Origin of the sequence: Actinomyces dentalis DSM 19115 (genome assembly GCF_000429225.1) — a bacterium.
Taxonomy (GTDB): Bacteria; Actinomycetota; Actinomycetes; order Actinomycetales; family Actinomycetaceae; genus Actinomyces; species Actinomyces dentalis.
The window spans coordinates 21,142-34,304 of sequence record NZ_AUBL01000027.1 but is presented as its reverse complement, the minus strand read 5'-3'; the positions used below and the strand labels follow the sequence as shown (position 1 = coordinate 34,304).

Annotated in this window: 13 protein-coding genes; 7 read left to right on the top strand and 6 right to left on the bottom strand. The window is 71.8% G+C overall.

The window, feature by feature from the left end; genetic code table 11:
* Positions 1–432 precede the first annotated feature (432 nt).
* The 6 genes from nrdF to G446_RS0107275 all read left to right on the top strand — a co-directional run bounded on the left by nrdF (position 433) and on the right by G446_RS0107275 (position 5,626).
* Positions 433–1,407: a class 1b ribonucleoside-diphosphate reductase subunit beta gene (gene nrdF / locus G446_RS0107295; RefSeq protein WP_026409668.1), complete on the top strand. Its 975-nt coding sequence runs from the start codon at positions 433–435 to the stop codon at positions 1,405–1,407.
* Between the two features lie 210 nt (positions 1,408–1,617).
* Positions 1,618–2,358 carry a hypothetical protein gene (locus G446_RS0107290; protein WP_026409667.1) on the top strand — a complete coding sequence of 247 codons (741 nt, stop codon included), beginning with the start codon at positions 1,618–1,620 and terminating at the stop codon, positions 2,356–2,358.
* A 161-nt stretch (positions 2,359–2,519) separates the two neighbouring features.
* Complete coding sequence (locus tag G446_RS0107285) at positions 2,520–3,191, top strand: hypothetical protein (protein WP_026409666.1); 672 nt, start codon at positions 2,520–2,522, stop codon at positions 3,189–3,191.
* Between the two features lie 248 nt (positions 3,192–3,439).
* A complete protein-coding gene (locus G446_RS0107280) occupies positions 3,440–4,318 on the top strand; it encodes a hypothetical protein (RefSeq protein ID WP_084779067.1) in 879 nt (292 codons plus the stop codon).
* 235 nt (positions 4,319–4,553) lie between these two features.
* The gene (locus G446_RS19890) at positions 4,554–4,922 is read left to right on the top strand and encodes a hypothetical protein (RefSeq protein WP_156916567.1); all 369 of its coding nucleotides are present in this window, start codon (positions 4,554–4,556) and stop codon (positions 4,920–4,922) included.
* Positions 4,923–5,014: 92 nt separating this feature from the next.
* On the top strand, positions 5,015–5,626 hold the full coding sequence (locus G446_RS0107275) for a hypothetical protein (RefSeq protein ID WP_156916566.1): 612 nt from the start codon (positions 5,015–5,017) through the stop codon (positions 5,624–5,626).
* A 202-nt stretch (positions 5,627–5,828) separates the two neighbouring features.
* Here G446_RS0107275 and G446_RS0107270 read toward each other — a convergent pair whose 3' ends face one another.
* The 3 genes from G446_RS0107270 to G446_RS0107255 form a co-directional block, all read right to left on the bottom strand.
* Positions 5,829–8,489: a heavy metal translocating P-type ATPase gene (locus tag G446_RS0107270; protein ID WP_026409663.1), complete on the bottom strand. Its 2,661-nt coding sequence runs from the start codon at positions 8,487–8,489 to the stop codon at positions 5,829–5,831.
* Between the two features lie 116 nt (positions 8,490–8,605).
* Complete coding sequence (locus tag G446_RS0107260) at positions 8,606–8,869, bottom strand: heavy-metal-associated domain-containing protein (protein ID WP_026409662.1); 264 nt, start codon at positions 8,867–8,869, stop codon at positions 8,606–8,608.
* A 46-nt stretch (positions 8,870–8,915) separates the two neighbouring features.
* A complete protein-coding gene (locus G446_RS0107255) occupies positions 8,916–9,197 on the bottom strand; it encodes a metal-sensitive transcriptional regulator (RefSeq protein ID WP_026409661.1) in 282 nt (93 codons plus the stop codon).
* A gap of 215 nt (positions 9,198–9,412) precedes the next feature.
* On the opposite strand from G446_RS0107255, the gene G446_RS16550 reads away from it, so the two are divergent.
* Positions 9,413–10,195 carry a hypothetical protein gene (locus G446_RS16550; protein WP_034469596.1) on the top strand — a complete coding sequence of 261 codons (783 nt, stop codon included), beginning with the start codon at positions 9,413–9,415 and terminating at the stop codon, positions 10,193–10,195.
* A 109-nt stretch (positions 10,196–10,304) separates the two neighbouring features.
* On the opposite strand, the gene purB is transcribed toward G446_RS16550, so the two are convergent.
* The 3 genes from purB to G446_RS0107235 all read right to left on the bottom strand — a co-directional run bounded on the left by purB (position 10,305) and on the right by G446_RS0107235 (position 13,065).
* Entirely contained in the window at positions 10,305–11,747 is a 1,443-nt protein-coding gene (purB, locus tag G446_RS0107245; RefSeq protein ID WP_026409660.1) for an adenylosuccinate lyase, read from the bottom strand.
* Positions 11,748–11,801: 54 nt separating this feature from the next.
* The gene (locus G446_RS0107240; protein ID WP_026409659.1) at positions 11,802–12,212 is read right to left on the bottom strand and encodes a phage holin family protein; all 411 of its coding nucleotides are present in this window, start codon (positions 12,210–12,212) and stop codon (positions 11,802–11,804) included.
* A gap of 133 nt (positions 12,213–12,345) precedes the next feature.
* Positions 12,346–13,065 carry a siderophore-interacting protein gene (locus G446_RS0107235; RefSeq protein ID WP_026409658.1) on the bottom strand — a complete coding sequence of 240 codons (720 nt, stop codon included), beginning with the start codon at positions 13,063–13,065 and terminating at the stop codon, positions 12,346–12,348.
* Positions 13,066–13,163: the final 98 nt, after the last annotated feature.

The following is a 13,163-nucleotide window of genomic DNA, read 5'->3' as shown; positions in this document are numbered from 1 at the left end:
TCACCCCGACCGTCGGGCGCCGAGACGCGCACTTCGCACTCGAGCGGGCACTTTTAACCGCACATCTCGAGGGCGAAATGCACGTCTCGACGAGCACAGGGCCGACCCGCCCCCACCACCCCGGACGGCCCCGCCCCGTCGTCGGCCCGTCGCGCGGAGAGGATCCGGCGGCGGCCGGGGCCGGCGCAGGACGTCGCCCGGCGCCCGCTCATGCGGATGGGGTTCGTGCCGCCGCCGTCGGGGCAGGGCGGGATCTGTCCGGCGCCCGCTCATGCGGATGGGGTCTCGACGGCGGCGGGCCCGCCGGGGTGCCCCGCGTGCGCCGTCGTAGCATGACGGCGTCAGCCGCGCCCGCCCGGTGACCGGTGAGGAGCCTCCGCCGGGAGGGGCCGGGCTGACGCCAGCAGTCGCGCCCACCCGGGAGGAGCCCCCATGCCCGAGCCGATCAAGCTCATCGACCGCGTCCAGGCCATCAACTGGAACCGGCTCGTCGACGACAAGGACCTGGAGGTCTGGGACCGCCTCACCGGCAACTTCTGGCTGCCCGAGAAGGTGCCGCTGTCCAACGACGTGCAGTCCTGGGCCACCCTGAATGCGGCCGAGAAGAACATGACCACCCGCGTGTTCACCGGCCTGACCCTCCTGGACACCATCCAGGGCACGGTGGGCGCCGTCTCCCTCATCCCCGACGCCCGCACCCCCCACGAGGAGGCGGTCTACACCAATATCGCCTTCATGGAGTCGGTCCACGCCCGCTCCTACTCCTCCATCTTCTCCACCCTCATCTCAACGGCGGAGATCGACGAGGCCTTCCGCTGGAGCGAGGAGAACGAGAACCTCCAGCGCAAGGCCCGCATCATCCTGGACTACTACCGCGGCGACGACCCCGAGAAGCGCAAGGTCGCCTCCACCATGCTGGAGTCCTTCCTCTTCTACTCCGGCTTCTACGCCCCCATGTACTGGTCCAGCCACGCCAAGCTCACCAACACCGCCGACCTCATCCGCCTCATCATCCGCGACGAGGCCGTCCACGGCTACTACATCGGCTACAAGTACCAGCTGGCCGTGCGCGAGTCCTCGCCGAAGCGCCGGGCCGAGCTCAAGGACTACACCTTCGACCTGCTCATGGAGCTGTACGACAACGAGGAGCAGTACACCGAGGACCTCTACGACGAGCTCGGCCTGACCGGGGACGTCAAGAAGTTCCTGCGCTACAACGCCAACAAGGCGCTCATGAACCTGGGCTACGAGGCGCTGTTCCCGGCCGACGCCGTCGACGTCAACCCGGCGATCCTGGCCTCCCTGTCCCCCAACGCCGACGAGAACCACGACTTCTTCTCCGGCTCGGGCTCCTCCTACGTCATGGGCACGGCCGAGGCCACCCAGGACGAGGACTGGGACTTCTGAGGCCGTGTCCGGCGGAGGCGCCGGAGCCCCGACCGCGTCCGGACCTTCATCGACCGGGCCCGGACCACGACGGCGGGGGCGCCTCGGACTCCACGGGGATCCACGGGGAGGAGGATGGCGGTCACCGTGCACCTCTGCCCATCGCGCGATCACCGCTCGTCCCGCAAGGATGGCCCCATTGGATCGTCGCCAGCAACCAGGGAGGCTCTCATGCGATCGAACACCACTACCACCAGGGTCTTCGCCCTCGCCGCCGCCGCGGCCTGCGCCGCGGGCCTGTCGGCCTGTCAGTCCGATGTTCCCGTGCCGGAGCCCACGGCAGGCGGCGGCACCGCGACCGCCGCGCCGTCGGCCGGCACCGAGCAGCCGACCAGCACCACCCCGACTGGCGCCGCTCCGACCAGCACCCCGACCGGTGCCGCTCCGACCAGCACCCCGACCGCCGCGCCGTCGGCCGGCGCCGCCGAGGCCCAGAACATCGAGCCCATCACCTTCACCGACGAGGCGGTCGGCCTGACCGAGACCTGCGATCAGATCATCACCGACTTCAAGGCGCCGTCCTATCAGACGGGGAGTGATGCGGACACGACCGTCTACCTCCTGCACTGCACCCTGGACTACAGCGGAGACCTGTCCTACAACACGGAGACGGTCGGCGACCTCAAGCTGGTCGATGACAAGGACGAGTACCACTACGGGCGCGCCTGGGGCATGTCCTCCGTTGAGGACGATGTGAAGGCGGCCGGCCTGAACCCGATCGGCTACGACGACTACGGCACGAACCATGTCGACGGCTGGTTCTCCTTCACGGTCTCGGGTTCGGACGGCAAGGCGGACCCGCTGCCCGAGGGGGCCACCACCCTCACCTACGAGCGCAGCTCCTTCACCAACAAGGGCACCGGGAAGACCTACGAGGCCTACTCCACGCGCTCCAAGGTGACCATCAAGTGATCGGTCCCGCCGGCGGGGATCGTCCCGCTGGCGGGCGGGCCGAGCGCCCGGGGCGGGGCGGGCGGACCGACGGCCCCGGGCACTTCTGCCCATCGAATGATTGCCGACCATCTCGCACAATGTCTTCATCGGGTCATTGCCAGTGCTCAAAGGAGACTCTCATGCGACCGGCCACCATCAAGATCCTCGCCATCGCCGCCGCCGCGGCCTGCGCCGCGGGTCTGTCCGCCTGCCAGGGCCAGGTTCCCGTGCCAGGCCCCTCGGGAGGAGACGACGACGCCGCGATTACCGAGCCGTCGGCCGGCGCCCCGCCGCCGGACGGCTCGGACTCGACCGGATCCGTCGAGGGGGCCCAGGATATCGAGCCCATCACCTTCCGTGACGGGGCGATCGGTCTGACCGAGACCTGCGATCAGATCATCACCGACTTCAAGGCGCCTTCCTACCAGACCGGAGCCAGAGAGTACGAGCTCGTCTACCTCCTGCACTGCACCCTGGACTACAGCGGCGACCTGTCCTATGAGGACGCGCGAACTGCCGGCGTCCTCATGCTGAGCGACGACACCGAGAGCGGACACTACGGGTTCAGAACGTACTTCGTCGACGACGATATGGAGGCGGCCGGCCTGAATCCGATCAACGATGGCAACCACCGCGGCATGAACCACGTCGACGGCTGGTTCTCCTTCACGGTCGCGGGTTCGGACGGCAGGGTGGACCCGCTGCCCGAGGGTGCCACCACCCTCGTCTACGAGCGCGATGCCCTCACCGACAGCGGGACCGGGAAGACCTACGAGGCCTACTCCACGCGCTCCGAAGTGACCATCAAGTGATCGGTCCCGCCGGCGGGGGATCGTCCCGCCGGCGGGCGCCGGCATCGCCTCGTGGAACCTCTCCGATCGCCCGCAGGCAAGCGTCGGGCGCTCCGGGGACCGCTCGCGGTGCCGAGGAGGGCGGCGCCGTCGTCGGGCCGACGCCGGGGCGGCGCGCCCGCGGGGCCCAGCGCTGTCGACGCGCCCGATCGGCGGTCTCATGAGGTGCGGGTCGCCCGCGCGGGGCCCGAGCGCCGTAGGCTGCCGGTATGAGCGAGTACTTCGTGGGCGCGGACGATCGCGCCTGGAGCCCGTCCCGCCAGCGCGGCAGGGGCAGGCACGCGGCCCCGCCGGCGATCGAGCGCGTGCGCTTCGGCGTCCCCTTCAACGGCGTCGTCCCCATCTGGCACGGCGACGCGGAGATCACCTGGCACCGGCCGCTGGACGGGACCGACCTGGCCGAGGTCCTCGGGCTCGGGCTGGTCGAGACCGAGCCGGGTCCGGCGCAGGCCCCGCCGGGCTGGTCCGAGCGCGTCGAGCTCGGGTTCCTCGTGGCCGCGGGCGAGACCACCGACAATGTCGCCGTCCACTTCAATCCCGCCGTGGACGGTCCGATCCTGCGGCTGCGGGCGATCACGCCGTCGGGGACCCGCGCCGTCAACGACCCGAGCGACGGCGTTGCCATCCCCCTGTCCGGGCCGCTGAGCATTCAGGAGGCCATGGGGGCCACCGTCGCCGATTTCAATATCACCGGATTCTGCGTGCACGTCGCCCGACTCATGCTGCGGGCCGCCCGCGACGGCGCCATTCTGCTATTCACCCTGAGGGCTCCGCGCGATCCCGAACCCCATCATCTGCTGAGCATTCCCAACGAGGTCGACGACGACGTCGTCATGCACTTCCATTTGGGCACCCTGCTGGAGATGGACGGCGGGGTGTGGAAGGACACGCCCCGCGTCGATGGAATGAGCCTGCTCGACCTGGACGTGCCCTATGCGGAGTTGTTGGGCCAGGCCGGGCCCGACGGCACCGAGAGCCTCGACGAGGAGCAGCTGGTGGCGCTGGCCCAGCCGGCCGTCGACGTGCTCCTCAAACCGGGCTTCCCCTTCGCCCTGGGCACCTCCGTCGTCCTGCCCGACCCCGCCTGACCGGCCCCGCCGCCTTCATCGAAACCGGCGGAAACGACACGCGAAACCGGCGGAAAACGCATGGGTGCCCCGGGCCGCGACCTCGGGGGAGCGGCCCGCCCGCGTCCCGTCGGTCGGCCCGGATGCGTGATGCCTGTTGCCTTCCCGGCCATCGTCTGCCACACTGGTGCGCGTCGAGCGGGGCGGCCCGTGGATTCGCCCCTCGACGCGAACTCTCGTCCCTGAGGAGGTCCACTTGGCTGTCGAATATGCTGTCGACAATTGGGTTAAGGCGCATGCGGGCGTGATTGTGGAGAATTGCGCATCAGAACTCACGTCGGCTGTGACCGGCGCAAGTGCGACGACCGGCAAGGACGAGCCGCACCGAATGACGCCCGTCGCCGTCTGTCCTGAGAGTCCCGGCTCCGACAGGGTTATATTCATGCAGGACATGCCGCATCGGCGTGTTCCGCCCAAGCCCGGTGAGGCGCATGGTCGCATCAATCTCGAGGGCACCGTCAAAGTGGGCGCGGATGAGACCAGCCGGGTCGATGCCTTCCGGGCGCGGGTCAATGCGACCGGCTTGATTAATAATGATCTGCGCGAAGAGGCTCAGGGGTCTTAATGGGTTCGCACGTCGCTCCCGTGGAATCCGAATCGTCTTCGGAGAAGACGGCGAGAACTAGTCGGGCGCGCCTTCCGCGCCGGTGGGCGGTGGTGATCGTCGTGCTGGTGGTCGCTCTCGTGGGCGTCAGCGGGGCGTGGGCGTGGACGTCGTGGGCCGCCGCTCTGCGCCGGGATGATGACTCCCTGTGCCGCGGCGCCTACTCCGCGAGGGAGTTCGCCCGCATCCTGGGCCACCGCGTCACCGAGAATTATTCGGACGAACAAGTAGATATATGTTCTATCGCTGTTGAGGGTGCGCCCATCAACAGAATCGGCTCCGGAGATTTTCTTACACGGCCTGGTTACTTTCCCCTCCGTGGAAATGCAACGGAGGAGAACTTCCAGAATACGACCGAGGGCAGGGTCACGCGTCTGGACACTCCCTTTCTTGCCGGGAGCGTCTACACCTTCGAACAGCCTGATTACTACGCCATCTACGTCATCTGGTTCCTGCCGTCAGGCTACGGTACGGCCTTCGAGATAAGCGTTTTCGACGGTGTTCCCGGGTCTCCGGCCAGGCAGTGGGTCATGGATATCCTGCCCGACCTCATCACCTATATGGGCCCGGCCACCATGCGCGCCTACGTCACACCGTCCCCCGCGCAGCTCATGCCCCCCGCCCCCGGGGAGACGGCCGGCGCGAGCTCCACACCCACGGGCTGACGGTCCGCGGGCTGAATGAGCCCACGCCGAGCGACGGTGCAGAATCCTGACCGTGTGCGGTCCGGCGGACTCGGACTTGAGCTGCACAGTTTTTAGTGCCCTGTCGGGATGTTGAGGGCGGTGATGATGCGCGCCGCCGCCGGCCCCGCCGGGAAACCCGATGCGCGCTTTCCGCCGGTTAAAGAGACGGAGAGGGGCGGCCTCAGCGGCCGGCGCGGCGCAGGCGCAGCGAATTGGTCACCACAATGACGCTGGAGCAGGCCATGGCGGCCCCGGCGATCATGGGGTTGAGCAGTCCGGCCGCCGCCAGCGGAATCGCCGCCACATTGTAGGCGAAGGCCCAGAACAGGTTCTGCTTGATAATGCGCAGCGTGTCCCGGCTGACCCTGATGGCGTCCACGACGGCGCCCAGATCGGTGCGCACGAGAATGATATCGGCGGCCTCAATGGCCACGTCCGTCCCCGAGCCCATGGCGAAGCCCAGGCCCTGCACCCCGGCCTGGGCCAGGGCCGCGGCGTCGTTGACGCCGTCGCCCACCATGCCCACGTGCCGCCCGCCGGCCTGAAGGGCGGCGACGACGTCGCGCTTGTCCCCGGGCAGGACCTCGGCGCGCACGTCCTCAGCCCCGATCCCCACCTCGGCGGCCACCCGCGCGGCCGCCCGGGCGTTGTCCCCGGTGAGCAGGACGGGGCGCACCCCGAGTTCGCGCAGCCGGCCGATCGCCTCGCGGGAGGTGGGGCGGATGGTGTCGCGCACCGCCAGGACGGCCGCGGCGCGCAGCGCGCTCCCGTTCCGAGCGGCGCCGGGCCGAGCACCGTCGTCGGCGGCGACGGCCAGGACGACGGCGGTGGCGCCGTCGGCCTCGAAGGCGGCCAGCGCCTCGCGGGCCCCGCCGGGCAGCTCCACGCCCCGCTCGACCAGCCAGGCCGCCCGCCCCACGGCCGCCTCGCGCCCCTCGACGCGCCCGCTCACGCCCCGCCCCTCGTGGTTGGAGAAGTCCCGGACCGGCGGCAGTTCGCCGAGCTCGGCCCGCGCGGCCTGGGCGATCGCCGCCGCGACCGGGTGCTCGCTCGCCGCCTCCAGCGCCCCCGCCAGGAGCAGGGCCCGCTCCCTGCGCGCCCCACCCACGGTCACGACGCCGTCGCGCGCGTCCAGGCTCATGCGCCCCTCGGTGACGGTGCCGGTCTTGTCCAGGACGATCGTCTCCAGCGCCCGGGTGGACTCCAGGACCTCGGGGCCCTTGATGACCACGCCGAGCCGGGCGGCGCGCCCCGACCCCACCAGCAGCGCCGTGGGCGTGGCCAGGCCGAGCGCGCAGGGGCAGGCGATGACCAGGACCGCCACCGCCGCCATGAAGGCCTGCTGGAGGGACTGGCCCAGCAGGAGCCACACGGCGAGCGTGGCCGCCGAGAGCACCAGGACCGCCGGCACGAAGACGCCGGAGATGCGGTCGGCCAGGCGCTGGACGGGGGCCTTGCCGGCCTGGGCGGCCGTGACCATCGCCCCGATGCGGGCCAGGGTGGTGCCCTCGCCGACGCGGGTGGCCCGCACCAGCAGCGCGCCGGAGACATTGACGGTGGCGCCGGTGACCTCGTCGCCCGCGCCGACGTCCACGGGCACGGACTCGCCGGTGAGCATGGAGGCGTCGACGGCGGAGGCGCCCTCGACGACCACGCCGTCGGTGGCGATCTTCTCCCCGGGCCGGACGGCGAACAGGTCGCCGGGGCGCAGCTCGTCCACGCCGAGGCGCTCCTCGGTGCGCCGGGCGTCGGGCCGCGGGGCGCCGTCCTCGTCCAGCACGTCGACGGCGTCGGACGAGCCCGACGGCGAGGTCAGGCGCACCACTGTGACCTCCTTGGCGCCGAGCTCGAGGAGGGCGCGCAGGGCGTCGCCGGAGCGGTACTTGGCGCGGGCCTCGGCGTAGCGGCCCGCCAGGAGGAAGGTGACCACCCAGGCGGCCGACTCGAAGTACATGTGGGCGTGGTGTCCCTGCGCCCGGGGCAGGAATTCCATGGACATGCGCATGCCCAGGTGGCCGGCGCCGCCCCAGATCATGGCCCACAGGCTCCAGCCGGTGGCGGCGATGACCCCGAGGGACACGAGCGTGTCCATGGTGAAGGCGCCGTGGCGCAGGGCCCGGAAGGCCGCCTTGTGGAAGGGCCAGGCGGCCCAGGTGACCACCGGGGCGGTCAGCTCGGCGATGATCCACTGCCAGCCGACGAACTGGAGGGCCGGGACCATGGAGATCGCCATGACGGGGACGGACATGAGCAGGGCGAGGATGAGGCGCTGCCTGAGGTCGGCGGCGCGCTCCAGGTGGGAGGCGCCGATCCGCGGGGCGGGGGCGGCGGGGGCGGGCTCGACGGCGGCGGCCGGGCCCGTGGCGGCGAGCGCGGAGGATGCGCCGGGACTGATAGCGGCGGCGGCCGGGCCCGCGACGGCGACGGATTCGACGGCGGGAGCGCCTGGCGCGCCGGGGTCGGCGGCGGGCCCCGCGGGGGCGGCGGTCGCCGGCGTCGGGGCGGCCGGCGCGGCGGGCGGGGCTGCGGCCGGCGCGCCGGACCCGGCCGCTTCGTCCGGCCCGGCCTGCTGCCGGGCGTCGGCGTCGGGCCGCGCCGTCGTCCGCCCGGTGACGGCGGCGGTGTATCCGGCGCGGGCCACGGTGGCGATGAGCTCGTCGTCGCTCACGTCCCGGGTCAGGACGATGTGGGCGGACTCGGTGGCGAGGTTGACGCTGGCGGTCACGCCGTCGAGCTTGCCGAGCTTCTTCTCCACCCGCGCCACGCAGGAGGCGCAGGTCATGCCGCCGACGGCGAGGTCGACGGTGCCTATCGGGGCGGTGGCGATGGGGGTCTGGCTCATAGAAGGCTCCTGGGGGACGGCGACGGGCCGGTCGCGTTCGCGGTGCGGTCCGGCCCGTCGTCGTTGGTGGGTCGGCGGCCGGATGGGCCGCTCGGGGGTGCGGGGTGTGACCCGCGTCAGGCGACGTCGCGCTCGATGGCGTCGACGGTGTAGTCGCCCGCCTCGTCGACGGCGTCCCTGAGGGCGTCGTCGTCGAGGAGGACGTCGGAGACGACGGTGGCCACGGACTGCCCGCCCTTGTGGAGGACGACGCTCACGTTCTTGACGCCGTCGAGGGCCTTGAGCTCCTCGGTGACGTGGGCGACGCAGTGCTCGCAGGTCAGGCCGGAGAGCCTGAGGGTGGTGGTGCGGTCGATGCCGTCGGCGGTGAAGTCGGCCATAATATTGCTCCTTCGTGTGAGTGCGTGCTCGCGGTGCCCGCGCGCCTCAGGACTTGACGAGGCGGGCGATGGCGTCGGAGGCCTCGCGGATCTTGGCGCGGCCCTCGGCGTCGGAGGACTGGGCGGCGTGGAGGACGCAGTGGTTCATGTGCTCCTCCAGCAGGCCGAGGCTCACGGCCCGCAGCGCGCTGGTGGCGGCGGAGATCTGCGTGAGCACGTCGATGCAGTAGGTGTCCTCCTCGATCATGCGGGAGATTCCGCGGACCTGGCCCTCGATGCGGCGCAGTCGCCTGAGGTGGTCCTCCTTGCTGCCCGTGTAGCCGGCCACGGCTGCCTCCCGGTGATCGGTGCGGATGTCCTGATACCGGAGAACATACCCCTAGGGGGTAGGGGTGTCAATTGTTCTCCGGGGCATGCCCGACGCCGATCCCCCGCCCGCGGGGGATCGGCGTCGGGCATGCCCTCCGCGGCGGACCCGGGCGGGGCGATCCCCGCGGGCGGGGGAGCGGAACAGAGGGCGCGGGCGTGTGGGATGCTGGGGGCATGACCGACCAGCGCCGCCTCGTGGACGATATCGACACCTGGGCCCCCGCCGGCTGGACGCCCTCGGACGTCGGCTGGCAGGACGACGAGCCCTTCGGCTCCGTGCTCGGAGACCCGCTCATGGGCTCCCCGCTGTTCGACGTCTCCGCCTTCGACGCCGCCCCCGAGCAGGGCGAGGGCGCGAACGTCGGGTCCGACGGCGGCGGATTCGGCGCCGGGTACGCCGAGCTGCGTCGCCAGGCCGCGGCGCAGCAGCGGGCGATGCGCCAGGAGGTCGTGCAGCACGAGCACCAGGTCGCCCAGCACCGGGCTCCGCAGCGCCAGGACCCCGCGTACGGTCGGCAGGCCCCGACCCCGCAGCGCCAGGGATCGCGGTACCAGGTCGCCGCCCAGCGCCAGGCCCAGGCCCAGGCGCTGGCCCAGCGTCCGGCCGCGCCGGGGCGGCCGGCCCCGCCGCAGCGCCCGGCTCCCGCTCCCGGCCGGATCCAGGCTCCGGGTCCCGCGCCAGCGCCGCCTCAGAGCTTCCGCCCGTCCCCGGGTCCCCGTCCGCCTCAGGGCTTCCGCCCGTCCCCGGGTCCCCGTCCGCCTCAGGGCTTCCGCCCATCGCAGGACTTCCGCCCGCCTCAGGGCATCCGCCCGTCCCCGGCGGCCCGGGTCGATCGGAGCCTCCAGTACCGCGCGAAGCGTCCGTCTCAGCCGGCCACCGGCAAGTTCGGCCCGGCCATCATCATCGGCTGGATCATCCTGTCGATCCTCATGTCCATCATGAGGCAGTTCCGGTAGTCGGGTAGTTCCCCGCGCGGCGCCGGACCCGCGACCGCCGCTCACCGTGCGCCGCGAGCGCCGTCCGCCGTCCCGGCGCGCGCCGCCCCCGCGACCGCCGTCGGCGCCCCTACTCCTCATCCAGGTGCGACACCAGGTGGGCGGCCAGGCCCGTGTAGGCGGCGGGGGTCAGGGCGAGCAGGCGGGCCTCGACGTCGTCGGGCATGCCCAGGCCGGAGATGAACTCGCGCATGGCCTCGGGCGTGACCCTCCTGCCGCGGGTGAGCTCCTTGAGGCGCTCGTAGGGGTCGGCCATGCCCCTCGCCCCGGCCACGGCGGCCGCCCGCATGGCCTGCTGCACCGGTTCGCCCAGCACCTCCCAGGCGTCGTCGAGGTCGGCCTCCAGGCGGGCGCGGTCGACGTCGAGCCCGGCCAGGCCGCGGCGGATGTTGTCGATCGCCAGCAGCGAGTGCCCCAGGGCCACGCCCGCATTGCGCTGCGTGGTGGAGTCGGTCAGGTCCCGCTGGAGGCGCGAGGTGACCAGCGTGGCGGCCAGCGTCTCCAGCAGGGCGCAGGAGATCTCCAGGTTGGCCTCGCCGTTCTCGAAGCGGATCGGGTTGACCTTGTGCGGCATGGTCGACGAGCCGGTGGAGCCCTGCGCGCTCAGGCGCTGGCGGAAGTAGCCCAGCGAGATGTAGGTCCACACGTCGGTGGCCAGGTTGTGGGCGATGCGGTTGAAGCGGGCGACGTCGGAGTAGAGCTCGGCCTGCCAGTCGTGGGATTCGATCTGGGTGGTCAGCGGGTTCCAGGTCAGCCCCAGCCCCTCCACGAAGGAGCGGGCGACCGCCTCCCAGTCGGCCCCCGGCACGGCCACGACGTGCGCGCCGTAGGTGCCGGTGGCGCCGTTGATCTTGCCCAGGTACTGCGCGCCCTCGACGCGGCGCGCCTGGCGGGCCAGGCGGTGGGCGAGCACCGCCATCTCCTTGCCGAGCGTGGTGGGCGTGGCCGGCTGGCCGTGGGTGCGCGAGAGCATCGGGGCGTCCGCCTGCTCGCGGGCGAGGGCGGTCAGGTCCTCCACGAGCCCGCGGGCCGCCGGCAGCCACACCCGCGTCACGGCGGAGCGGATGGTCAGGGCGTAGGCGAGGTTGTTGATGTCCTCGCTGGTGCAGAGGATGTGGACGATCTCGTGCAGCGCGGGCAGGACGGAGGGGCCGCGGTCCGCCGACGCGACCGAGGCGGGCACGGCGTCGAGCCGCCGCTTGAGCAGGTACTCCACGGCCTTGACGTCGTGGCGGGTGACGGCCTCGATGTCGGCCAGCTCGGCGATGTCCTCGGCGCCGAAGGCGTCGACGAGCCCGCGCAGGTAGCTCCTCTCGGACTGGCTGAGGCGGGGGGCGCCGGGCAGGACGCCGCCGTCGGTCAGGTGGATGAGCCACTCGACCTCCACCTGCAGGCGCGCCCGGTTGAGGGCGGCCTCGGACAGGTGGTCGATCAGGGGGGCGACGACGGCGCGGTAGCGGCCGTCCAGAGGGCCCAGGGCGATGGGGAGGGCTGACAGGTCGGTGCGGGGCATGGGGTCATTGTGGCAAATGGTGCGCCCGGATCGACGACGGCGGCGCGCCGGGGCTCAGTCGTCCTTGCCGGAACCGATGAAGCCGACCACGACCGCCGAGATCAGCGAGACCAGGAGCGAGCCGACGACCGCCGTCCCGAAGGTCGCCACGTGCAGCCCGAGCGTCAGCCCCAGCTCCTCGCCGATGCCGGTGAGGGCGTCGGTCACGTTGCTGGTCAGCAGCAGCATCGCCCCGTTGACCACGAGCGCGAACAGGCCGAAGGTGATGAGGTACAGGGGGAAGGCGATGAAGCGGGCCACCGGCTTGATGATCGAGTTGACCAGCGCCAGGACGAGCCCGACGACGAGCAGGTTGGCGATCATCGCGAGGGTCGTCGGCGCGCCCGGCACGCTCATCCCGGACAGCAGTTTCACGGCCAGCCACAATCCGGCCGCGTTCCCGATCGTGCGTGCGAAGAGGTCCATGGCGCCATCATGACAGGCGCACCTGTGCGAGAGCCGTGAGGCGGTCTTCGCCGGCGGGCCGGTCGGGTGCGCGCCCAGCCGGTCCGACGGCGGGCCGGTCCGACGCGTCGTCGGCGGGCCGACCGCCCGGGACTCAGGTGCCCATGGCGCGTCCGCGTATCCAGTAGGCCTGGGCCTGGATCGCCCGGCGGGGGACGCCCGCGCTCCCGACGAGCCTCCTGATGGACTTGGTGGCCGCGCTCTCCAGCGCCACCCACGCCCAGTCGGGCCGCGCCCGCCCCAGGGCCTCCTGGACGGCGTCGGCCAGGGCGGCGGGATCCTCCGACGGGACGCGGATCAGCCGGTACTCGCGATCGGGCAGGGGCGGGGAGTCGTCGCCGGACTGGAGGACGACGATGATGCGGCAGCTCGCGTCGGCGGCTTCGACCGCCTCGACCATGGCGGGCGCCGAGGCCGGGTCGCCGACCAGGAGCATGCGCTGTCCGGGTTCGGGCGTGCGGTAGCGGGTGCCGCCCATGATCTGGGCGGACACCTCGTCCCCCGGCACGGTGGTCAGCGCCCAGCGCGAGGCCGGCCCGTTCGGCTCATGGTGGAAGACGAGGATGTGGGCGCTCGCCCTCTTCCGGTTGACGCCGGTGAGGGTGTAGGCGCGCTGGTGCTCGCGCATCCCCTCCGGGATCCACATGCGCACCCAGACGGTTGGCGGCAGCGGTTCGGCCCCCTCGCCCAGGAGCGGCGGGCAGACGACGGTGATATCCGTGTACGGATCGGCCGTCGTCACACGAGTGACCATCAGGCGGTACTCCGGCACCCGGAGCATCCTGAGAACCGCCCCTTGGACTCCGCGTCCCATGGTGTCTCTCCTTATTGCATATGATCAACCGACCCTATCCAATGGCGGGCGGGTGGCGGCAGTGAGATTCAACGGATGGACAGATGCGGGTCTGTGGG

Excerpts from the sequence above, each read along its gene's own strand:
- nrdF (WP_026409668.1), top strand. The coding sequence starts at position 433 with ATGCCCGAGCCGATCAAGCTCATCGACCGCGTCCAGGCCATCAACTGG.
- G446_RS0107290 (WP_026409667.1), top strand. The coding sequence starts at position 1,618 with ATGCGATCGAACACCACTACCACCAGGGTCTTCGCCCTCGCCGCCGCC.
- G446_RS0107285 (WP_026409666.1), top strand. The coding sequence starts at position 2,520 with ATGCGACCGGCCACCATCAAGATCCTCGCCATCGCCGCCGCCGCGGCC.
- G446_RS0107280 (WP_084779067.1), top strand. The coding sequence starts at position 3,440 with ATGAGCGAGTACTTCGTGGGCGCGGACGATCGCGCCTGGAGCCCGTCC.
- G446_RS0107270 (WP_026409663.1), bottom strand. The coding sequence starts at position 8,489 with ATGAGCCAGACCCCCATCGCCACCGCCCCGATAGGCACCGTCGACCTC.
- G446_RS0107260 (WP_026409662.1), bottom strand. The coding sequence starts at position 8,869 with ATGGCCGACTTCACCGCCGACGGCATCGACCGCACCACCACCCTCAGG.
- G446_RS16550 (WP_034469596.1), top strand. The coding sequence starts at position 9,413 with ATGACCGACCAGCGCCGCCTCGTGGACGATATCGACACCTGGGCCCCC.
- purB (WP_026409660.1), bottom strand. The coding sequence starts at position 11,747 with ATGCCCCGCACCGACCTGTCAGCCCTCCCCATCGCCCTGGGCCCTCTG.
- G446_RS0107240 (WP_026409659.1), bottom strand. The coding sequence starts at position 12,212 with ATGGACCTCTTCGCACGCACGATCGGGAACGCGGCCGGATTGTGGCTG.
- G446_RS0107235 (WP_026409658.1), bottom strand. The coding sequence starts at position 13,065 with ATGGGACGCGGAGTCCAAGGGGCGGTTCTCAGGATGCTCCGGGTGCCG.